Origin of the sequence: Geodermatophilus sabuli (assembly GCF_010686765.1) — a bacterium.
GTDB classification, from domain to species: Bacteria; Actinomycetota; Actinomycetes; order Mycobacteriales; family Geodermatophilaceae; genus Geodermatophilus; species Geodermatophilus sabuli_A.
Genome location: NZ_JAAGWF010000030.1, coordinates 37,348 through 58,413, shown reverse-complemented (window position 1 = coordinate 58,413; position 21,066 = coordinate 37,348). Strand labels below are relative to the sequence as shown.

Here is a 21,066-nt window from a genome sequence, read left to right as displayed (position 1 = left end):
CTCACGGTACGCGGCAGCCGCAACCGGCCAGCGCGGCCGCGACCTCGTCCAGGGCGTCCTCGGCCGCCGCGCCGTTGGCCGGCGCACCGTCGGCGACCAGCGCGAAGACCAGCAGCCGCCCGTCGACGGTGACGACGGTGCCGGCGAGGGCGTGCACGCCCAGCAGGGTGCCGGTCTTGGCGCGGACGGTGCCCGGCGCGGTCGCCGGGTCGTCGTCGCCGCGATCGGCCAGGGTGCCGTCGTAGCCGGCGACGGCCAACCCGGAGAGGACGGCGGAACCGTCCTCCAGGCTCCCGTCGGCGGCGGCGGTGAGCAGGTCGGCGAGCAGCGCCACGGGCACCCGGTCCTCCAGGGACAGACCGCTGGCGTCCGACAGGGCGACGCCGGTGACGTCGAGCCCGGCGTCGGCGAGCGCGTCGGTCACCGCCGTCGCCGAGCCCTCGAACGTGGCGGGCAGGTCGCGGGCCAGAGCCACGTGCCGGGCCAGCGACTCGGCGAGCAGGTTGTCCGACTGCGACAGCGCCTGCTCCACCAGCCGGGCGACCGGAGCCGACGACACGGTGCCCAGGGTCTGCGCGCCGGCGGGGGCCGTGCCGAGGGCGACCGTCGCCCTCGGCACGCCGAGGGCGTCGGCGAGGGCGGCTCCGGCGTCCAGTCCCGGCTGGCCGCTGCGCGGGTTCTCCCCCGGCCGGACCCGCGCGCCGTCGACGGCGGTGGCGGTCACCGGGGCGGCGTAGGTGGACGGCGCATCCCCCGGACCCCAGCCGGAGGCGGTCAGCGGGCCGGTGAACAGGGAACTGTCGACCACGACCCGGCTCACCGGCGCGCCGGGCGGCAGCGCCGAGCGCACCTGCCCCGCGAGGTCGGCGACGGTGGCCGCGCCGGGGTAGGTCTGCGACGGCTCGGTCCGCGACAGGGTCGGGTCGCCGCCGCCGACGAGCACCACCTCGCCCGGCGTGCTGCCGGCGACCACCGTCGTCTCGAAGGTCGTCCCCGGGCCCAGCGTGGTGAGCGCCGCGACGGCGGTGAGCAGCTTGGCGGTGGAGGCGGGGACCGACGGCGACCCGGCGTCCTGGTCGAGGAGGGTCTCACCGGTCGCCACGTCGACGACCTCGGCGGAGACGCCGGGGCCGAGGGCGGGGACGCCCAGCAGCGGCGACAGCTCGTCGGCGAGCAGGTCCCCGTCGGGCACCGGGGCCGAGGTGGTCAGCGCGGCGAGCGCGGGGGATGCGGCGGCCACCTCCGGCAAGCGGGCCTCGGGGGCGGCCGGGTCGGGCGCGGCGTCGTCGGTGCCGGGCGCGACGAGGAACCAGACGCCGGCGGCCACCGCGAGGACCACGACGAGCGTGGCGAGCAGCAGCCGGCGACGCAGCCGCGAGTACTTCGGCGTGACGGTCGCCGGCCCGCTCGACGCGATGGTGCACCCCCTGGAACGACCTCCGGCGGTCGGCCGGGATCCAGTGGGCCACACTACGACCCGTGCAGTTCGACGTGACGGTAGAGATCCCGAAGGGCCAGCGGAACAAGTACGAGCTGGACCACGCCACCGGACGCATCCGCTTGGACCGGATGCTCTTCACCTCAACCCGCTATCCGGCGGACTACGGGTACATCGAGAACACCCTCGGCCAGGACGGCGACCCGCTCGACGCCCTGGTCCTCCTGGAGGAGCCGACCTTCCCCGGCTGCCTCATCACCTGCCGGGCCATCGGCATGTTCCGGATGACCGACGAGAAGGGCGGGGACGACAAGGTCCTCACCGTTCCGGCGACCGATCCGCGGATGGCCCACTTCCAGGACATCACCGACGTCTCCGAGTTCGACCGGCTGGAGATCCAGCACTTCTTCGAGACCTACAAGGACCTCGAGCCGGGCAAGTCGGTCGAGGGCGCCGAGTGGGTCGGCCGCGACGATGCCGAGGCGGAGATCCACGCCTCGATCCAGCGCGCCAAGGACGAGGACCACCACTGAAGGAGGACCACCCCTCCCCCACGCCGCGCACGCTCGGCGCGGGCCCCTGAGGGGTGGCCACCTCGGCCCCTCGCCCGAGCGCACGACGGACGTCGACGGCGGTGCACCCCCACCGGGTGCACCGCCGTCGGCGTGTCCGGCGCCGGGCTCAGGGCAGCTCGACCACCCGGCCGGCGACCAGCAGCAGCGAACGCTCGCTGGCCGCGGCGACCGCCTGGTTGAGCCGCCCGAGCCAGTCCCGGAAGACCCCGCCCGACCGGTGTGCCGGGACGACGCCCGAGCCGACCTCGTTGCTCACCGCGACCACCGGGACGTCGACCGACCGCCAGGCCCGCAGCAGCTCGTCCACCTGCCGCTGCGCGCGCTCCTCCCACCTGGCGACGTCGTCCCACGCGCCGGCGTCGGTGAGGACGGCGGTGAGCCAGGTGCCGAGGCAGTCGACGAGCACCGGGCCGCGGGCCTCGTCGAGGGCCCGGGCGAGGTCGGTGGTCTCGAGCGTGCGCCAGGTCGCCGGCCGCCGTTCCCGGTGGTGGCGGACGCGCTGCGCCCAGTCCGCATCGGCGTCGTCCGGCGGGCGCCCGGTGGCGACGTAGGTGACGTCCGGCTCGGCGGCCAGGAGGCGCTCGGCGGCCGTCGACTTGCCGGAGCGCGCGCCGCCGAGGACGAGGGTGCGGTGCGCCGGCGTCCGCCGCTGGCCGGCCCCGGACAGCACCACCTCCCCGTCCCGGCCGGCGGACGCGCCGAGCTCCGCGAGGCGCCGGCCGAGCTCCTCCTCCGGCGGGTTGTGGTGGCTGAGGTGGACGGCGACCACGCGGCTGTCGTCGTCGAGGGCGCCGGCCCGGCGGAGGCGGGCGGTCTCCGCGGCGAAGGACCGAAGGTCGAGGTGGCGGGTGCCGTGCGTCGCCGAGTCCCCGAAGGTGTCCTCCAGCAGCAGCAGGTCCAGCCGGCGGCCGGTGAGCGCCGCGACGGTGCCCGCCGGCAGGGGCCCGGTGTCTGTCGCGTAGAGCAGCCGCCGTCCCTCGCCGTCGGTGACCAGCCACAGCACGGCCGGCTCGTCGTGGTCGGCGGCCAACGCCTCGACCGCGTACCGGCCGATCGAGAACCGGTCCCCGGGCGTCACCGGCTGCCACCGCACCCGGGCGTCGGGACCGACCCAGGGCCGCCAGTCGTCCAGGACCGCCGCGGGCCCGGCCAGCAGCAGCGGTTCGGTGCGGTCCGCCCAGCTGCGCGCCAGGAGGGCCATGGGTGCGCTGTGGTCGGGATGGGCGTGGGTGAGCAGCACGGCCTCGAGCCGGTCCAGCCGCCGCCCGGCGCGCAGGGCCGACCGGGGCGTCTCGGGTCCGCAGTCGAGCAGCAGGACGTCGTCGACCAGGGCGGAGGTGGGCGTGCGCAGCACCCCGTCGGCGAGCTGCCGGCTGCAGGAGGCACACCGGCAGAAGGCGTTGGGCCAGCCGTCGGCCGACCCGGTGCCCAGCAGCAGCACCTCCATGACCGGCGGGGTGCTCCTTCCGCGGACGCCAGAACGGCCCCACCCGGAGGCGGAGCCGCTGTGGAGAGGAGAGCCGCCTGTCGGAATCGAACCGACGACCTTCTCATTACGAGTGAGATGCTCTACCGACTGAGCTAAGGCGGCGGGCGTGCGGGGCACAGCCTACGACACCGTGGCACGGCCCTCCGGCAGGGCACCGCCCCGAGCCTGCGGGGGCTGGGGAGACGGGCCCGTCGTTCAGGCCGGGAGCCGGAGCGCCACGGTGAGCGCCTCGAGGGCGATCTGCGGCTTCACGTTCTGCTCCAGCGCGACCCGGCAGGCGAGCACCGCGTCGATGCGCCGCAGCGCGCCCTCCGGGCCGATCCGCGCGGCGAGCTCCTCGGCGTCGGTGCGCCGGTCGGGATGGGCGAGCGTCGGGGGCTCGCCGCCACCGGCCGCCCGCTGGACGGCGAGCACGAGGGCGTCCCGGTAGAGCGCGGCGAGGTCGACCAGGGCCCGGTCGAGGGAGTCGCGACCCAGCCGGGTGGCCCGCGACTTCTGCTTGCGCTCCAGCTCCTTGAGCACCCCGGCCCCCCGGCTCGCCGCCGCGACGCCCGGACCACGCGCCCCGACGCCCAGGCTGGCCTTGACCGCCTCGGTCTCCGCGCCGTCGAGGGCGGAGGTCGCCTCGTCGGCCTCCTCCTTCGCCGCTCCGACCAGGTCGTCGGCGGCGTTGAGGCAGGCGGCGAGGGAGACCAGCGACAGCGGGACGTCGAGCACCGCCTTGCGGGTCAGCCGGGCGTCCTCGTCCTGCGCCAGGCGCCGGGCCCGCCCCACGTGGCCGCCCGAGGCCGCCGCCGACCACGCGGCCAGCGCCGGGTCGACGCCGTCCCGCCGCACCAGGACGTCGGCCACCGCGTCGACCGGCGGCGTGCGCAGGCCCACCACGCGGCAGCGGGAGCGGATGGTGACCGGGACGTCGTCGGGGTGCAGGCTCGGCGCGCAGAGCATGACCACGGTGCGCGCGGGCGGCTCCTCGATCATCTTGAGCACGGCGTTGGCCGCCTGCTCGGTCATCCGGTCGGCGTCCTCGACCAGGATCACCTGCCAGCGGCCCTGAGAGGGCGCCCGGCCGGCGACCCGCACCAGCTCGCGGGCCTCCAGGGCGCCGATCGACAGGCCGTCGGGGACCACGACGTGCACGTCGGCGTGGGTGCCGGCCAGCACCGTGCGACAGGCGTGGCAGGTGCCGTCCCCGCCGTCGGGGCACTGCAGCGCGGCGGCGAAGGCCCGGGCGGCCACCGACCGGCCGGACCCGGGCGGACCGGTGAACAGCCAGGCGTGGGTCATGGCCGCCGGGTCCGCGACCGCGGCCCGCAGCTCGGCGACGACCGCCGGCTGGCCGACTACCTGCGCCCAGACGCCGTCCCCGGTCACGAGCGCACCGGCAGCAGGGGCCCGACCCGGGCGCGCACCGCGGCGGCCAGCTCGTCGACCGGGCGGGTGGCGTCGAGGACGAGGTAGCGGCCGGGGTCGGTCCCGGCGAGCGTCCGGAAGGTCGCCCGCACGCGCTGGTGGAACTCCAGGGACTCCGACTCCAGCCGGTCGGCCTCGGCGCGCCCGCGGGCACGGGCCAGGCCCGTCTCGGGCGGGACGTCGAGCAGCACCGTGAGGTGGGGCCGGAGACCCTCGGTGGCCCAGCCCGAGATCGTGGCGACGTCGTCGAGCGGGATGGTGCGGCCCGCGCCCTGGTAGGCCAGTGAGCTGTCGATGTAGCGGTCGGTGATGACGACCTCGCCGGCCGCCAGCGCCGGGCGCAGCACCGCGTGCGCGTGCTGGGCCCGGTCGGCGGCGTAGAGCAGCGCCTCGGCCCGCGACGCGAGCCCGGTGTGCGCCCGGTCCAGCACGATCGCGCGGACGGCGGCCCCGACCGGCGTGCCCCCCGGCTCGAGCGTCGCCCGCGCGGCGTGCCCCTCGGCGGCGAGCCACTCCTGCAGCAGCCGGACCTGGGTGGACTTCCCGGCGCCCTCGCCACCCTCGAAGGCGACGAACAGGCCGGACCGGGGGGGACCGTCAGCCGGGACGGGCAGGGCGAGCCGGTCGGCCGGGCCGTCGACGGACGCGGTGATCTCGGCCCCCGGGAGGTCAGGAGTTGCGGGCGTTGCGGGCCCTGGGCGGTCGCCACGGTACCGGGCTGCACCGACGGTCCCCGGACGGCGCCGACCCCTAGGGTCGGGCCGCGTGACGAGCTCCTCCCGGGTGGCGCCCGGTGCCTGGGACCCGGCCGGCTACCTGCGGTTCGCCGGAGAGCGGGCGCGACCGTTCACCGACCTGCTGGCCCGCGTCGACGCCCCCGCACCCCGGGTCGTCGTCGACCTCGGCTGCGGCGAGGGTGCCCTCACCGCGTCGCTCGCCGCCCGCTGGCCCGGTGCCCGGGTGACCGGCGTGGACTCCTCGCCGCAGATGCTCGCCGCGGCGGCCGCCCACGCCGTCCCCGGGCGGGTGGACTTCGTCGCCGGCGACCTGCGCGACTGGACGCCCGGCGCGCCCGTCGACGTCCTGGTCACCAACGCCGTCCTGCACTGGGTGCCCGGCCACGCGGACCTGCTGCGACGGTGGGCCGGGCAGCTCGCGCCCGGCGGCACGCTCGCGCTGCAGGTGCCGGGGAACTCCCGCGCGCCGACGCACCGGTTGCTGGCCGACCTGTGCCGGTCCCCGCGCTGGGCCGCGCTGCTGGGCGGTGCCGCCCCGCCGGCGGACGCGGTCCTCGACCCGGCCGGCTACCTGGACGTGCTCACCGGAGCCGGGTTGGGCGTCGACGCCTGGGAGACGACGTACCTGCACGTCCTGCGCGGCACGGACCCGGTGCTGGAGTGGGTGCGCAGCACGGTGCTGCGGCCGGTGCTCGGCCGGCTCGGGGACGCCGACGCCGCCGAGCTCAGCGACGCCTACGCCGCCGCGCTGCGGGCGGCCTACCCCCCGCGACCCGACGGCACGACCCTGCTGCCCTTCCGGCGGGTGTTCGCGGTGGGACGGGTGCCCGATACGGCAAGTACTTGACGGTCAGGAAAGTAGTTGCCAAGGTGCTCCCCTGACTTCCGAGGAAGGGACGCCATGAGCACTCCGACCCCATCGACCGCCGCCGCCCTGCTCGCGCGGGCCGCGGACGCCGACGCCCGGGTCCGGCGGGACGCCGGATCCCAGCCCGCCGGCTTCCTCGCCGTCCTCGGCTGCGCCAGCGCGGGGCTGTTCCTGGCCCAGCCGGTCGCCGACGGGGACCGCGGCGTGCTCGCCGCGGCGGTCGTCTTCGGTGCCGCCGTCCTCGGCGCGGTCCTGGTGCTGGTCATCGGCCGGCGGTCGACCCGGTACGGCTTCAGCCGCCGCTTCGGCCTGGCGATGGGCGCCTGGGCCGCGGTGTTCGCGGTCGGCCTGGCGGTGGGCACGACGGCGCCGGGCCTGGCACACCGCGCGGCCTTCTGGGTGCCGCTGGCGCTGCTGGTGGCGGTGCCGGGCCTAGTTGGCGCCTGGCGGGAGCTGCCGCGGTGAGCGATCCCTCCGGTGAGCACCCGCGGCACGGTCTGGACGAGGCCATCCACGCGCCGGTCCGTTTCTCGGTGATGGCCACCCTGGCCGCGGCCGAGGAGGCGGAGTTCGGCTTCGTCCGCGACGGGGTGCAGGTCAGCGACTCGCTGCTGTCGAAGACGGTGAGCGCGCTGGAGAAGGCCGGCTACGTCGAGGTGCGCAAGGGCTACGTCGGCAAGCGGCCGCGGACGTGGCTGCGGCTGTCGAACCGGGGCCGGGCGGCGTTCGCGGCGCACGTGGCGGCGCTGCGGACGATCGCCGACGGCGCACTGCCGCCGGTCAGCGCGGAGTGAGCCGGTAGGCGTCGGTGCGGTAGGGCAGGTCCAGCAGGTCGCGGCCGCGGGTGTCGGGATGGCCGGCCAGCAGCTCCCGTACCCGCCCGAGGAACTCCGCCCGCCGGGCGTCGTCCATCGTGGCGACGTAGCTGCGCGTGGCGATCCCCTGCACCACGTCCTCCGGTGCCAGTCGCTGGACGACGCCCGAGCCGAACCGCTCGACGTCGGCGTCCAGCTCGCGGGCGAAGTCCTCGACCACGGCCTGGTCGGCCTCGTGGTCCCGGGACTCCGCGGCCAGGACCTCGCCGAGCGCCCCGACCCACGGCACCTGCTCGTCGCGGGTGTTCCACACCAGCCCGACCACGCCGCCCGGGCGCAGGACACGGCGCATCTCGGCCGCCGCCGCCGCCGGCCGGAACCAGTGGGCCGCCTGGCCGGCGACGACCGCGTCGACGGCGGCGTCGGGCAGCGGCAGGGCCTCCGCGCCGCCGACGGCCGCCGACACGTCCGGGTACGCGGCCCGCAGCTGGTCGAGCATCTCCTCGACGGGGTCGACGGCGACGACGTCGTGACCGGCGGCGACCAGGACGCCGGTGAGCAACCCGGTGCCCGCCCCGACGTCGGCGACCCGCCGGGGCCGCTCCCCCAGCAGGAAGGTCACCGCGTCGGCCGGGTAGCCCGGTCGCAGCGCGGCGTAGCCCGCCGCGACCGCCCCGAAGGACGTCCGCCGCGCGTCCCAGGTCGCCGGGTCCAGCGAGCCGGTCGCCACGGCGGACCTCAGCCGGCGGGGACGGCGTCGGTGCCGGCCGCGGTCCCCCGCGCCGCGGCCTTCGTCGCCGTCGCCTTCTTCGCGGGCGCCTTCTTGGCCGCCGCCTTCTTCGCGGCCGCCTTGGCGGGGGTCGCCTTCGTCGCCGTCTTCGCCGGGGCCTTCTTCTTGGTGGCCTTCTTCGTCGTCGGCCGGGCCCGCCGGTCGGCCAGCAGCTCGGCGGCCCGCTCGAGGGTGATCGTCTCGACGTCGTCGCCCTTGCGGAGGCTGGCGTTGGTCTCGCCGTCGGTGACGTAGGGGCCGAATCGGCCCTCCCGCACGGTGACCTGGCCCTCGCTGACCGGGTCGGCGCCCAGCTCCTTGAGCGGTGCCGCGGCCGCCCGGCGGCCGCGCTGCTTCGGCTGGGCGAAGATCGCCAGCGCCTCGTCGAGCGTGACCGTGAACAGCCGGTCCTCGCTCTCCAGGCTCCGGGAGTCGGTGCCCTTCTTGATGTAGGGGCCGTAGCGACCGTTGAGCGCCTGGATCTCCTCGCCGTCCGGCGCCGCCCCGACGGTGCGCGGCAGCGTGAGCAGCTTCAGCGCGTCGTCCAGCGTCACCGTCTCCGGCGACATCGAGGAGAACAGGCTCGCCGTGCGCGGGGACTCCTTGCTGCCCTCGGGGACGACGGTCGTCACGTAGGGCCCGTAGCGGCCGGCCTTGACCACGACGGGCGCACCGGAGTCGGGATCGGTGCCGAGCTCCCGGTCACCCGAGGGCGCGGCCAGCAGCTCCTCGACCTTCTGCTGGGTCAGCTCGTCCGGGCCGAGGTCCTCCGGGAGGCTCACCCGGGCGCCGTCGTCGCCGTCGACCTGGAGGTAGGGGCCGTAGCGGCCGACCCGGACCACGATCGGCTCGCCGCCCGGGCCCGTGGCGCGCAGCGGGATGGAGTTGACCCCCCGGGCGTCGATCTCCTCCAGGCGCTGGCCGACGACCTGCTTGAGGCCGCCGGACTTGGCGATGCCACCGGCGTGCCGGCCCTCGCCGCCGAAGTAGAACTCGGTGAGCCAGTCGACCCGCTGCAGGTCCCCGTTGGCGATCTCGTCGAGCTCGCTCTCCAGCGAGGCGGTGAAGTCGTAGTCGACGAGCTGGGCGAAGTGCTGCTCGAGCAGGTTGACCACCGCGAAGGCGACGAAGGAGGGCACCAGCGCGGCGCCCTTCTTCCAGACGTATCCGCGGTCCTGGATGGTCTGCATGATCGACGTGTACGTCGACGGGCGGCCGATGCCGAGCTCCTCGAGCCGCGCGATCAGGCTCGGCTCGGTGTACCGGGACGGCGGGGTCGTGGAGTGGCCCTTGGCCTCGAGCTCCCGGGTGTCCAGCTGCTGACCCCGCTCGACCCGGGGCAGCCGGCGCTCGGCGTCGTCGCTGCCGTGGTCGTCGTCGGGGGCCGCTCCCTCGTCCCGGGACTCGACGTAGGCGCGGAGGAAGCCGGGGAAGGTGATGGTCCGGCCGCTGGCGGTGAACTCGACCGCCTCGTCGGTGGTGCTGCGACCGGCCAGCCGGATGCTCACCGTCTGCCCCACCGCGTCGGCCATCTGGGAGGCGACGGTGCGCTGCCAGATCAGCTCGTACAGGCGGAACTCGTCACGGGCCAGCTGACCGGCGAGCTGGCCGGGCGTGCGGAAGCTGTCCCCGGCGGGGCGGATCGCCTCGTGCGCCTCCTGGGCGCCCTTGGCCTTGCTCTTGTATCGGCGGGCCTCGGCCGGGACGAACGCGTCGCCGTAGAGCTCGCGCGCCTGGGTGCGGGCGGCGTTGATCGCCTCGTTCGACAGGTTGGTCGAGTCGGTCCGCATGTAGGTGATGTGGCCGTTCTCGTACAGCCGCTGGGCCACCCGCATGACCTGGGCCGAGGACCAGCCGAGCTTGCGCCCGGCCTCCATCTGCAGGGTCGAGGTGGTGAAGGGGGCGTAGGGACGACGCCGGTAGGGCTTCTCGTCGACCCGGGTGACGGCGACCTGCCGGCCGCGCAGCCGGGCGGCCAGCCCGCGGGCCCCGGCCTCGTCCAGGTGCACGACCTCGCCGCTGACCCGGCCGGTGGCCGGGTCGAAGTCACGGCCGGTCGCGACCCGGCTGTCGTCCACGCTGACCAGGCGGGCGCGCAGCGTGGTGGGCTCGCCCTCGTCGGTGGCGCCGCGCTGCTCGGTCACCGCGAAGGTGCCCTCCAGCGACCAGTAGTCGGCGGACGTGAACGCCATCCGCTCGCGCTCCCGCTCCACCACGATGCGGGTGGCCACCGACTGCACGCGGCCGGCGGAGAGCTTGGGCAGCACCTTCTTCCACAGCACCGGGCTGACCTCGTAGCCGTAGAGGCGGTCGAGGATGCGCCGGGTCTCCTGGGCGTCGACGAGGGCGGTGTCCAGCTCACGGGGGTTGGCCACGGCCCGGGCGATCGCCTCGGGGGTGATCTCGTGGAACACCATGCGGCGGACCGGGACCCGCGGCTTGAGGGTGTCGACCAGGTGCCAGGCGATCGCCTCGCCCTCGCGGTCCTCGTCTGTCGCGAGGTAGACCTCGCTGGCGTCCTTCACCAGCTGCTTGAGCCGGCTGACCTGCTGCTTGCGGTCGGGGCTGACCACGTAGAGGGGCTCGAAGGAGTTGTCGACGTCGACGCCGAGCCGGGCCCAGGCGGCGCCCTTGTGCTCGGCCGGCACGTCCGCGGCATTGCGGGGCAGGTCCCGGATGTGCCCGACGCTGGCCTCGACGACGTAGCCGCTGCCCAGGTAACCGGCGATCTTCCCCGCCTTGGTGGGGGACTCCACGATGACCAGCGGGCGCCCTGCGCCCGCGGCGGCGGTCCGGCGGCGGGTGGGCGTGCTCGTGCCGCCGGCCGTCCGGCCTGCGGTCGTGCTGCCGTCGTCAGCGGTCTTCGTGGGGGCCACGGTGCTCCTGTCGGTGCTGCTCGGTACGGGCGCCGGCGGTCCGGCGCCGGGCGACGCGGTTGCTGCGCGTACGCCCTCCGCGACGCCACGGTAGGCCACGACACCGACGGAGAGCCCAGCGGCGAGCCACCGTGGGCGCGCCGTCCTCCCCTGCACGGGTGTGTTCCGGCCCCCGGTCCGCCCGCGGCACCGCCACCGCAGCGCCCGGCGTGGGCCTTCATCGGGGCTCCCAGGTGCCGGCCACCACCTCGCCCATGGCCGGCAGTGTGGGGCGGTCGGGGTCGTAGTAGTCGCTGTGCCCCATGTCGTCGTCGGTGGGCAGCGCCGAGGCGCCGAAGCCGGTGTCCCACGTCTGCTCGCCGTGGACCTCCAGCCAGGTCACGTAGTCGCTGCGCGACGACGCCTCGTAGACCTCCGCGGCCTCGAGGGCGTCGGCGTCGCCGTCCATGCCCGGGCTGCCCAGGAGGACGACGGAGTCGGCGGCGAGGACGCCGGGCGCCTGGGCCGCGCGCTCGCTCACGACGGTGCCGTAGCTGTGCGCCAGGACGGTCGTCCGGGGCGGGTCGGTCGACCGTGCGGCGACGAGGCCGTCGAGGGCCCGGTCGAGCGCCGGACCGCCGCTCCTGGCAGCGGACGTGGACAGGGCGCGGGCGAGTGGTGGCGCGCGGTACCCCAGCCACGCCACCGTCGCGACGGCGAGCTCCGGCGCGGCGGCTCCCGTGGCGTGCGCCACCGCGGCGGCGTCGTCCGCGACCGCGTCGAGGTCGTACGCCGCGTCGGTGCCGACGCCCGGCACCAGCACCGCCACGGCGTCGGCCTCGTCGAGGTCGCCCAGTGCGAGGGCGACCAGTCCCTCGTCGGGCCGGAACTGGTGCAACTGGACGTCCTCGCCGCGTTCCTCCCTCTCGCGGATCTCCGTGGACACCGACTCCGCGACGGCGTGCCCCGGTCGGGCCGGATCGGCCAGCTCCCGCCCGAGCAGCAGGCGGTTGGCGCGGTCCCGGGCCCAGGTGGGGACCCCGTCGAGTGCGCCGATCCGGGCGGGATGCCCGGCGATGGCGCTCGACCGGGCGGCCGTGGACAGCGCGGCCCACCAGGCGGCGACCTGGTCCGGGCCGGCGTCCGCCGACGGGGGCGGGGGCGGGGTGGCGGGCCCGCTCACCGCCAGCAGCCAGCTCAGGTCGTCGAAGGTGGCCGGGGCGAGGGAGGAGGCGACCCCCAGGGGCGCGAGCGCGTCGGCTGCCGCCGACGCCGCCAGCGCGGCCGACCCCGCCGCGTATACGGCGTCCCCCGCCAGGGCCTCCGCCCGGAGGACGGCCGCGGTGCTCCCGGCGTCCGGTCCGGCGCCGGACGACTCCGGGAGCGGACCGGTCACCCGGCCGTCGCCGTCGAGCTCGACCGGGACGGCGGCGGCCGTGGCCAGCGCCTGCTCCGCCAGCTCCTGCGCCGTGTCGGCCGAGACCAGCAGCTGCGCGGCCTGCTCCAGCGACTCGGTGAGCGCGGCGGTCACTGCCGTCGCCGCGGTGGACACCTCCTGGAGGGCGGCCGCGGCCGCGGTCGCGGCCGGGCCGTACCAGCAGTCGGCGTGCCCCAGTGACCGGCCGACGACCTCCATGCGGGCCCGCCACGCCGGCAGCCGGTCGGCCACCGCGGTGAGGACCGACACCGCTGCGCGCAGCGACGGCACGTCCCACCCGGCGATGTCGGGCAGCGTCGCGCTGCTCATCGGGTGCCCGTGTCCGCGCGCGACAGCAGCCGGTCCGACAGCGCGGCGTCGGCCAGCCGGTAGGAGGTGACGGCCGCATCGAGGGTCGCCGCGAGTGCACCGGTCTGCTGGGCCAGCAGGCCGACCAGCGACCCCCAGCCAGCCCCCGCGGCCGCGGCCCGCTCCCCGGTCGTCCCCGACAGCGCGGTGGTCAGGGGGGCGACCGTGGACCGGCACTGCTCCGCCTCGGCACCCAGCTCGGTGGCCAGCGCCGCCAACTCGTCGGCCAACGCCTCGATGGCGTCGAACTGGGCGGCGATGGTGACGGACACGGGGACCTCCGGCGTCGGGCCGGGCCCCTGGTGGACCGGCTCGGCCGGACGTTAGGGAAGGCGGGCGACTCCGGGCTCGCCCTCGTCCACATGCCCGAACGCCGTCCACAACCCGCGGCAGGACCCTCCGGCCGGCCGGAACCGGCCGGAGGATCCCCGGTGTGCCGGGATCAGGGGACGCTGGTGGTCAGCGAGCTGGACGAGTCGGTGCTCGCGCCGCCCACGACGATCGACCGGCGCTTGGACACGACCACCGCGCCGACGATCACGAGAGCTGCCGCGACCGCGATGAGCACCCGCAACGTGGTGTTCTGGTCAGCACCGACCGACGTGCTGACCACGGCCGGAGCGATGATCAGGGCGACCAGGTTCATCACCTTGATCAGCGGGTTGATCGCCGGACCGGCGGTGTCCTTGAACGGGTCGCCGACGGTGTCCCCGATGACGGTGGCCGCGTGGGACTCGCTGCCCTTCCCGCCGTACGCGCCGTCCTCGACCATCTTCTTGGCGTTGTCCCAGGCCCCGCCGGAGTTGGCCAGGAAGACCGCCATGAGCGTGCCCGCCGCGATCGCCCCGACCAGGTAGGCGGCCAGCGGACCGAAGCCCAGCCCGAAGCCCACCGCCACCGGCGCGAGGACGGCGAGCAGGCCGGGGGTGGCGAGCTCGCGGAGGGAGTCCTTGGTGCAGATGTCCACGACGGCGGAGTAGTCGGGCCGCTCGCTGTAGTCCATGATCCCGGGCCGGGTGCGGAACTGCTCGCGCACCTCGAACACCACCCGGCCGGCCGCCCGGGACACGGCGCTGATGGCCAGCCCGGAGAAGAAGAAGACCACCGCGGCACCGAGCACCGCGCCGACGACGTTGTTGGGGTTCACCAGGCTGAACGCCGTCCCGAGGGTGTCGCCGGCCTCCTCGAGGGCGACCTCGATCTGGGCGTTGTACGAGCCGAACAACGCGGTCGCGGCGAGGACGGCGGTCGCGATCGCGATGCCCTTGGTGATCGCCTTGGTGGTGTTGCCGACGGCGTCGAGGTCGGTGAGCACCCGCGCACCCTCCTCGTCGATGTCGCCGGACATCTCCGCGATGCCCTGGGCGTTGTCGCTCACCGGGCCGAAGGTGTCCATGGCGACGATGACCCCGGCCGTGGTCAGCAGCCCACAGCCGGCCAGCGCCACGGCGTAGAGGGCGGCGCCGCCCCCGACGAGGAAGGCTCCGTACACCGCACCGCTGATGAGCAGCGCCGCGTAGACGGCCGACTCCAGGCCGAGGGAGATCCCGGAGAGGATGACCGTGGCGGGGCCGGTCAGGGAGCTGCGGCCGACGTCCTGCACCGGCTTGCGGCTGGTCTCGGTGAAGTAGCCGGTCAGGAGCTGGATGGCGGCGGCCAGCACGATGCCCACGAGGACGGCGACGAAGCCGAGCACCTGCGGGCTGACCGCGGTGTCCGGGATGTCGGCGACGCTGGGCAGCACCGTGAACGACGCCGCAGCGACCAGCACCAGCGAGGCGACGGCGGAGGCGAAGAAGCCGCGGTTGATGGGTGCCAGCCCGCTCGAGTCGCCCTTGCCCGGGTTGGTGGCGAGGATCCCCACGACCGAGGCGATCACGCCGATGGCGGCCACGACCAGCGGGAAGACCATCCCCACGGCACCGAAGAAGACCTGCCCGAGGATGAGGGCGGCCACCAGGGTGACGGCGTAGGACTCGAAGAGGTCAGCGGCCATGCCGGCGCAGTCGCCGACGTTGTCCCCCACGTTGTCGGCGATGGTGGCGGCGTTGCGGGGGTCGTCCTCGGGGATGCCGGCCTCGACCTTGCCGACGAGGTCGGCGCCCACGTCCGCGGCCTTGGTGAAGATGCCGCCGCCGACGCGCATGAACATGGCCAGCAGCGCGCCACCGAAGCCGAAGCCCTCGAGGACGACGGGGGCGGTCTCGTCGAACAGCAGCAGGGCCAGCGCCGATCCGAAGAGGCCGAGCCCGACCGTGATCATCCCGACCACGCCGCCGGTGCGGTAGGCGATCCGGAAGGAGGGCAGGTACCCCCCGCTCTGCGCGGCGGCGGCGACGCGGACGTTCCCACGCGTGGCCAGCGTCATCCCGATGAACCCGACCATCGCGGAGAACAACGCGCCGACCAGGAAGAACACCGCCCGCCCGATCCGGGTCCCCCAGCCTCCGTCGGCCACCGGCAGCACCAGCAGCAGGAGGAAGACGATGACGGCGAAGACCCCGAGAGTGCGGAACTGTCTCCGCAGGTACGCCGCTGCGCCCTCCTGCACCGCCTTGGCGATCTCGCGCATCGACGCCGTGCCCTGGTCGGCCGCGATGACGGCTCGCACCAGGTAGGCGGCGAAGGCCAGGGCGGCGATCGATATGGCGAGCACGATCGTCACCAGGACGATGTCCCCGCCGGAGAGTGCGCTGTCCGGCATGTGTTCCTCCAAGTGCGTCGGCTGCCCCGGGGTCCACCTGCGCTGCGGTCGGCGGAGGTCCGCCCACGCGCGTGGAGGGCTCCTCGGGCCGGGGTCGCGTGAGTGTAAGGGGAATCACAAGCCGTGTCGGTAGCTCGACGGTCTGCTGTCCCCGACCGGGCGACGGCGGTGGGGGGTTGCCCCCGGGTGTGACAGTGGGGAGGTGACCACGCTCCACCCGGTCCGGTCGGCTCCCCCTCCCGGCCAGGACCACGGTCCAGGGGGGCGTGTCCCGCCCGCGACGGCGTTGCCCGGCGCGGAGCTGCTGGCGGCGCTGCTCGCCGGCACACCCGCCGAGGAGCAGCCGGTCACCCACGTGCACCGGTTGCCGGTCCGGGACAGCCGCACGCAGCCGTGGCCGGACTGGGTGGACCCGGCGCTGCGGGTGCGGCTGGAGTCCGCCGGGGTCCAGGCCCCGTGGCGGCACCAGGTGCAGGCCGCGCAGCTCGCCCGCGACGGCAGGTCCGTCGTCGTCGCCACCGGGACGGCCTCGGGCAAGTCGCTGGCCTACCAGCTGCCGGCGCTGACCCGCCTGGCCGAGGACCCCCGGGCGTGCGTGCTCTACCTCGCGCCGACCAAGGCCCTCGCCCGTGACCAGCTCGCCTCGGTGGCGGCGCTGGCCGATCCGTCGGTGCGTCCAGCCGCCTACGACGGGGACACCCCCGCCGAGGAGCGGGACTGGGTGCGTCGGCACGCGCGCTGGATCGTCACGAACCCGGACATGCTGCACCGCGGCGTCCTCCCGGCCCACCAGAGGTGGTCGAGCACGCTGCGCCGGGTGGCCTACGTCGTCGTCGACGAGTGCCACGCCTACCGCGGCGTGTTCGGCTCGCACGTGGGTCACGTGCTGCGCCGGCTGCGGCGGATCTGCCGGCGGTACGGCGCCGACCCGGTGTTCCTGCTCGCCTCGGCCACGGTCGCCGAGCCGGCCGAGGCCGCGAGCCGGCTTGTCGGGGCACCGGTGGTCGCGGTCACCGAGGACGGCTCGCCTCGGCCGGGGACGACCTTCGCCCTGTGGGAGCCGCCGCTGACCGAGCGGACCGGGGAGCACGGTGCCCCGCTGCGCCGCTCGGCAGCGGCCGACGCCGCGACCCTGCTCGCCGACCTCGTGGAGCGCGAGGCCCGGACCCTGGCGTTCGTGCGCTCGCGCCGCAGCGCGGAGTCCGTGGCCGAGCAGGCGCGACGGGTGCTGGTCGACCGCGGCCGGGCCGACCTGGCCCGGCGGGTGGACTCCTACCGGGGCGGTTACCTGCCCGAGGAGCGCCGCGAGCTGGAGCGCGCGCTGTCGACCGGGGACCTGCTCGGCGTGGCCACCACGAACGCGCTCGAGCTGGGCATCGACATCGCCGGCCTCGACGCCGTCGTCCTGGCCGGCTACCCCGGCACGCTGGCCTCGCTCTGGCAGCAGGCCGGGCGGGCGGGCCGGGCGCAGCGGGAGTCGCTGGTCGTCTTCGTCGCCCGGGACGACCCGCTGGACCACTACCTCGCCCACCACCCGAAGGCGGTGTTCGGCCGACCGGTGGAGGCCACCGTCACCGACCCCACCAACCCCTACGTGCTCGGCCCCCAGCTGTGCTGCGCGGCCGCCGAGCTGCCGCTGACCCCCGAGGACCTCGCCGACTTCGGTGGGCCGGCCGCGCAGGCGCGGATCGAGGAACTGGTCGCCGAGGGGCTGCTGCGTCGGCGGCCGACCGGCTGGTACTGGGCCGGCCGGGGCCGGCCGGACGTCGACATCCGGGGCAGTGGGCTGGAGCCGGTCACCATCATCGAGGGGGCGACCGGTCGGCTGCTCGGCACGGTGGACGGCGGCGCCGCGCACGCCACCGTGCACACCGGCGCCCTCTACGTGCACCGCGGGGCGACGTACGTCGTGGACGAGTTCTGCGGTGACGACGCCTGCGCGGTGGTGCACGCGGAGAGCCCCGAGTGGACGACGGTCGCGCGCGACGTCACCGACCTCGGGATCGTCTCCACCGACCGCACCCGGCGGCTCGGCACCGTCACCGCGCACACCGGCGTCGTCGACGTGACCAACCAGGTGGTGGCCTACCAGCGACGGCGGCTGGGGACCGGCGAGGTGCTGGCCGAGTTCCCGCTCGACCTGCCCGCCCGGCAGCTGCGGACCCGCGCGGTGTGGCTGACCTTCGACGACCGGGCCGTGACCCGCGCCGAGGTGGACGAGGTGGCCCTCCCGGGATCGCTGCACGCCGCCGAGCACGCGGCGATCGGCATCCTGCCGCTGCTGGCCACCTGCGACCGGTGGGACCTCGGCGGCCTGTCGACCGCCCTGCACCCGGACACCGGTGCGGCCACGATCGTCGTCTACGACGGCCATCCCGGGGGTGCGGGCTTCGCCGAGCGGGGATTCGCCGTGCTGCGGCGGTGGCTGCAGGCGACCCGGGCGACGGTCGCCAGCTGCGAGTGCGAGAGCGGTTGCCCGTCCTGCGTCCAGTCGCCCAAGTGCGGGAACGGCAACGAGCCGCTGGACAAGGCCGGTGCCGTCCGGGTGCTCGACGTCGTCCTCGACGAGCTCGCCGCTGCCGAGGCCGCCGCCGAGGACGCCGACGAGGACGCCGACCTCGACGAGCCCGAGGACGCCGCCCACGTCGCTCTGCCGACCGCCCCGGTCGGCAGCGCCCGGACCACCCGCCACCGCGCCGCACGGGCCGAGGGCAGGCCGGTGGGCCGTGCCGCACCGTCACCGCCCCCCGCTGCCACGGAGCCGGTCGAGGACGACCTGGTCTTCTGAGTCCGCCGGCGCGCTCACGGAACGGGCTCCGGACCGGGCGCGACCGGTCCCGCCCGCGCCCGGGCGGGCGCGTGACGGACGCCCAGCGGTCCCAGGCGCACGGCGACCTGGACCGCGACGTCGACCACCGCGGCCGCGTCCACCGCGCAGCCGGTGAGACGGGCGCCGTTGGCCCGGGCGACCTCCGCCGCCACGGCGCAGGGCCCGCTCGCCCCGCGCACCGCCTGCTCGGCCGCGGCGAGCGCCGCGAGGTCGGCGGCACCGGTGGCCCGGTGCCGGGCGACGACGGCGGAGCCGACGAGCACGGCGGCGACGCCGATCGCGGCCAGGACGCCCGACAGCGCCACGACCCACACCGTGGCCGACCCGCGCTCGCGGTCCGACCGGTTCCATCGGGTCATGGCGCCGGCGCGACGGCCTCGGGCCCCACCGGCGCCTCCTCCGTCCCGACCATCCCGTCCTCGAGACCTGCGGTCGACGCCGGCGGAACGCTGCCGGGCTCCCGCTGCGCGACGGCGGACGCCGACACGGACACCCGCAGCGGCACCGGGCCCAGCGGCGCGACGACCGCGGTGACGGTCACCGTGACCGCCGTCCCGTCCACGGCCACCGTGGTCAGCGCACCCGCCGGCGCCGCGCGCGCCGCCAGGGCGACCACCACCGCGGTCTCCTCCCCTCGCGCCGCGGCACGAGCGCCCTCCCGGGCCGCGTCGACGCACCGCAGCTGGGCACCGACCACGGTGACGGCGGCGACCGCACCGGCGAGGACGAGCAGCAGCACGGGCAGCACCACCGCCGTCTCGGCGGTCACCATCCCGGCCTCGCGTCGCCGGCCGGTCCGGAGCCGGGCCGCGCGCCGCGCGACCGCCGCCGGCGCCATCTCAGGAGAGGGTGGCGAGCGCGGAGGCGACCAGGTCGCCCAGTGCCTCGACCACCGAGCCGCCGGTCACCACCCGGTAGAGGACGGCGGCGAACGCGCACGCGGCGACCGTGCCCACGGCGTACTCGGCGGTGCTCATCCCGGCCTCGGCGCCGGCGCGGACCCGGGCCCAGCGCGCCCGCAGGCCCCCTCCGCCCGGAGGTGTGCCGCCGGGCGCCGACGGGGTGGTCTCGGGGGCGGGCTGCTCGTCAGGGCTGTCGGTCACGGGTGCTCCTCGGTCTCCGGCCCGCCGTCCGGGCCGCCACCCCTCCGACCCTCGTGGCCCCGCGCGGCCGGTCCCAGGGGCTTCCCGCATCTGTGGAGACGGAGCGGGACTGTGGACGGCCGCAGCGCGTCAGAAGACGTCCGCAGCGATGCCGAGCACCAGCGGGACGACGCCGAGACAGAGGAATGCCGGCAGGAAGCAGACCCCGAGCGGGGCCAGGACCCAGACCCCGGCGCGGCGCACGCCCGCGTCGGCGTGGCTGCGGGCCTCCGCACGGGTGTCCGTGGCGAGCCCCTGCAGCGCCGGCACGACCGCTGACCCCGACTCCCCGGCCCGGACGAGGACGCGTCCCAGGCCGGTCAGCTCCGGCGGCACCTCGGCCCACGCCTGGCGCAGCGGTGCGCCCAGCCGGTAGAGGCCGGCGACCGTCGCCAGCTCGGGACCGAGCGGCCCAGGGAGGACGGCGGACACGGCGGCGAGCGCGCCCCCCACCGGGAGGCCAGCGGCGAGGCACACCGCGATCAGGTCGCAGGCGACGGGCAGGTCCGCCACCAGGGCCCCGTGCACCCGGCGGCGGTCGTCGGCACCGGAGCGCAACAGTCGCTCGACACCGACAGCGACCAGCACGGCCGCCACCCCGCCCAGGGGGCCACCCACGAGGAGCCCGGCTGCCAGGCCGGCCGCCGCGGCCAGCGGCCACCGCCGGCGCGCACCGCCGGTCGCGGCACCGGGCGGGTCCGGCGACGACTCGGGCCGTCGTACGGCCAGGGAGCGGGCGCGGGCGACGACGGCCGCCCGCCGCGGCGGCCACAGTGCCAGGGCGGCTGCGAGCAGCGGGACCACCGCCCAGGTCATGGCCGGGCCCCGTTCACCGCACGGCCCGTCGCACCAGCCGGCCCGACCACGCCAGCCCGGCGGCCTCCAGCGCCACCCCCACGACCAGGAGCAGCTGGCCGGGCCCGGTCGCCGTGAGCACCCGCCATGGATCGGCACCCACCCCGCCGCCCATCGCGAGGGCGAGGACCGGCAGCCCGGCCAGCAGGGCCGAGCTCGCCCGCGCCCCCGCCGTGGCCGACCGGAGGTCGTGGCGCTGCCGGCGTCGCGCGCGCAGGTCGTCCTCGACCGCGCCGACCACCGCGGCCAGCGAGCACCCGGTGCGGACGCTGAGCACCACGGCCGCCGACACCCGCCGCAACGCCTGCGCCACCTCGGGACCGCCGGCCGCGACCGGTCGGTCCCTCCCGCCCGGCAGCGCCGGTGCCCGCACGGCCTGCGCGAGCGCCCGCCCGCTGTCGGCGTCCGCGCAGGCAGCGGCGGCGGCGCTGGTCGCCCCGTCCAGCGACCGCCCGCTGCGGAGCTCGGCGGCCAGCGCGGCCAGCGACTCGGTCAGGGCGTCCAGCCGCGCCTCCTCGCGTGCCGCGGCCCGACGGCGCAGCTGGGCGCGCGTCGCGCCCGCCGCCCCTGCCCCGGCGAGAGCAGCCACCAGGGGTGTCGTCACCGACGCCGCGGCAGCCGCCACCCCGATGCCGCAGGCAAGCGGGGGTGGCACCGCGACGCCCCGCCGGCGTGGTCGCCGCTCCCGGCTCCGCCCGTCCACCAGGTCGGCCCACCGCGCCCGGCGCAGCGACCGGCTGCCCGGCCACGCCAGCACCGCCGCACCGAGCAGGACCATGGTCGTACCCAC

General features: G+C 76.4%; 19 protein-coding genes and 1 tRNA gene. 5 read left to right on the top strand and 15 right to left on the bottom strand.

The genetic code is table 11. The features are described from left to right. Nucleotide 1 precedes the first annotated feature (1 nt). The gene (dacB, locus tag GCU56_RS22090; RefSeq protein WP_163484355.1) at nucleotides 2-1,471 is read right to left on the bottom strand and encodes a D-alanyl-D-alanine carboxypeptidase/D-alanyl-D-alanine endopeptidase; all 1,470 of its coding nucleotides are present in this window, start codon (nucleotides 1,469-1,471) and stop codon (nucleotides 2-4) included. An 8-nt stretch (nucleotides 1,472-1,479) separates the two neighbouring features. Here dacB and GCU56_RS22085 point away from each other — a divergent pair, with 8 nt between their 5' ends. Next, nucleotides 1,480-1,971, top strand: coding sequence for an inorganic diphosphatase (locus tag GCU56_RS22085; protein WP_345772011.1), 492 nt, complete (start codon nucleotides 1,480-1,482; stop codon nucleotides 1,969-1,971). A gap of 148 nt (nucleotides 1,972-2,119) precedes the next feature. Here GCU56_RS22085 and GCU56_RS22080 read toward each other — a convergent pair whose 3' ends face one another. From GCU56_RS22080 to tmk, 4 genes are all read right to left on the bottom strand, one after another. Continuing rightward, nucleotides 2,120-3,460 carry a bifunctional adenosylcobinamide kinase/adenosylcobinamide-phosphate guanylyltransferase gene (locus tag GCU56_RS22080; protein WP_163484353.1) on the bottom strand — a complete coding sequence of 447 codons (1,341 nt, stop codon included), beginning with the start codon at nucleotides 3,458-3,460 and terminating at the stop codon, nucleotides 2,120-2,122. Between the two features lie 71 nt (nucleotides 3,461-3,531). Beyond that, nucleotides 3,532-3,604 (bottom strand) — tRNA-Thr (locus GCU56_RS22075). A 93-nt stretch (nucleotides 3,605-3,697) separates the two neighbouring features. Continuing rightward, the gene (locus GCU56_RS22070) at nucleotides 3,698-4,876 is read right to left on the bottom strand and encodes a DNA polymerase III subunit delta' (protein WP_163484351.1); all 1,179 of its coding nucleotides are present in this window, start codon (nucleotides 4,874-4,876) and stop codon (nucleotides 3,698-3,700) included. Further along, nucleotides 4,873-5,493 (bottom strand): dTMP kinase, encoded by a 621-nt coding sequence (gene tmk, locus GCU56_RS22065; RefSeq protein WP_275586022.1) that lies wholly within the window; start codon nucleotides 5,491-5,493, stop codon nucleotides 4,873-4,875. Before tmk ends, GCU56_RS22070 begins: the two co-directional genes overlap by 4 nt. Before the next feature lie 187 nt (nucleotides 5,494-5,680). Here tmk and GCU56_RS22060 point away from each other — a divergent pair, with 187 nt between their 5' ends. From GCU56_RS22060 to GCU56_RS22050, 3 genes are read left to right on the top strand one after another with little or no spacing between them, the layout of a single operon-like run. Next, on the top strand, nucleotides 5,681-6,499 hold the full coding sequence (locus GCU56_RS22060; RefSeq protein ID WP_163484349.1) for a trans-aconitate 2-methyltransferase: 819 nt from the start codon (nucleotides 5,681-5,683) through the stop codon (nucleotides 6,497-6,499). 54 nt (nucleotides 6,500-6,553) lie between these two features. Next, nucleotides 6,554-6,985: a hypothetical protein gene (locus GCU56_RS22055; RefSeq protein ID WP_163484347.1), complete on the top strand. Its 432-nt coding sequence runs from the start codon at nucleotides 6,554-6,556 to the stop codon at nucleotides 6,983-6,985. Further along, nucleotides 6,982-7,314 (top strand): transcriptional regulator, encoded by a 333-nt coding sequence (locus GCU56_RS22050; RefSeq protein WP_345772010.1) that lies wholly within the window; start codon nucleotides 6,982-6,984, stop codon nucleotides 7,312-7,314. Before GCU56_RS22055 ends, GCU56_RS22050 begins: the two co-directional genes overlap by 4 nt. Here the strand turns inward: GCU56_RS22050 and GCU56_RS22045 are convergent. From GCU56_RS22045 to GCU56_RS22025, 5 genes are all read right to left on the bottom strand, one after another. Further along, complete coding sequence (locus tag GCU56_RS22045; RefSeq protein WP_345772009.1) at nucleotides 7,301-8,065, bottom strand: class I SAM-dependent methyltransferase; 765 nt, start codon at nucleotides 8,063-8,065, stop codon at nucleotides 7,301-7,303. The genes GCU56_RS22050 and GCU56_RS22045 overlap by 14 nt on opposite strands. Before the next feature lie 8 nt (nucleotides 8,066-8,073). After that, nucleotides 8,074-10,980, bottom strand: a complete 2,907-nt coding sequence (gene topA, locus GCU56_RS22040) for a type I DNA topoisomerase (RefSeq protein ID WP_345772008.1) — start codon at nucleotides 10,978-10,980, stop codon at nucleotides 8,074-8,076. A 217-nt stretch (nucleotides 10,981-11,197) separates the two neighbouring features. Continuing rightward, the gene (locus GCU56_RS22035; protein WP_163484343.1) at nucleotides 11,198-12,706 is read right to left on the bottom strand and encodes an alpha/beta hydrolase; all 1,509 of its coding nucleotides are present in this window, start codon (nucleotides 12,704-12,706) and stop codon (nucleotides 11,198-11,200) included. Then, nucleotides 12,703-13,017, bottom strand: coding sequence for a WXG100 family type VII secretion target (locus GCU56_RS22030; protein WP_163484341.1), 315 nt, complete (start codon nucleotides 13,015-13,017; stop codon nucleotides 12,703-12,705). The genes GCU56_RS22035 and GCU56_RS22030 overlap by 4 nt, the downstream gene beginning before the upstream one ends. Before the next feature lie 170 nt (nucleotides 13,018-13,187). Further along, on the bottom strand, nucleotides 13,188-15,449 hold the full coding sequence (locus tag GCU56_RS22025) for a sodium-translocating pyrophosphatase (protein ID WP_163484339.1): 2,262 nt from the start codon (nucleotides 15,447-15,449) through the stop codon (nucleotides 13,188-13,190). A 202-nt stretch (nucleotides 15,450-15,651) separates the two neighbouring features. Here GCU56_RS22025 and GCU56_RS22020 point away from each other — a divergent pair, with 202 nt between their 5' ends. After that, entirely contained in the window at nucleotides 15,652-18,237 is a 2,586-nt protein-coding gene (locus tag GCU56_RS22020; protein WP_345772007.1) for a DEAD/DEAH box helicase, read from the top strand. 14 nt (nucleotides 18,238-18,251) lie between these two features. Here the strand turns inward: GCU56_RS22020 and GCU56_RS22015 are convergent, their stop codons facing one another. The 5 genes from GCU56_RS22015 to GCU56_RS21995 form a co-directional block, all read right to left on the bottom strand. Beyond that, a complete protein-coding gene (locus tag GCU56_RS22015) occupies nucleotides 18,252-18,638 on the bottom strand; it encodes an Rv3654c family TadE-like protein (RefSeq protein WP_163484337.1) in 387 nt (128 codons plus the stop codon). After that, nucleotides 18,635-19,117: a TadE family type IV pilus minor pilin gene (locus tag GCU56_RS22010; protein ID WP_163484332.1), complete on the bottom strand. Its 483-nt coding sequence runs from the start codon at nucleotides 19,115-19,117 to the stop codon at nucleotides 18,635-18,637. Before GCU56_RS22010 ends, GCU56_RS22015 begins: the two co-directional genes overlap by 4 nt. A 1-nt stretch (nucleotide 19,118) precedes the next feature. Next, entirely contained in the window at nucleotides 19,119-19,382 is a 264-nt protein-coding gene (locus GCU56_RS24900; protein WP_345772006.1) for a DUF4244 domain-containing protein, read from the bottom strand. 129 nt (nucleotides 19,383-19,511) lie between these two features. Further along, nucleotides 19,512-20,237 (bottom strand): type II secretion system F family protein, encoded by a 726-nt coding sequence (locus GCU56_RS22000; RefSeq protein WP_163484327.1) that lies wholly within the window; start codon nucleotides 20,235-20,237, stop codon nucleotides 19,512-19,514. 13 nt (nucleotides 20,238-20,250) lie between these two features. Then, nucleotides 20,251-21,066, bottom strand: a complete 816-nt coding sequence (locus tag GCU56_RS21995; RefSeq protein WP_163484325.1) for a pilus assembly protein TadB — start codon at nucleotides 21,064-21,066, stop codon at nucleotides 20,251-20,253.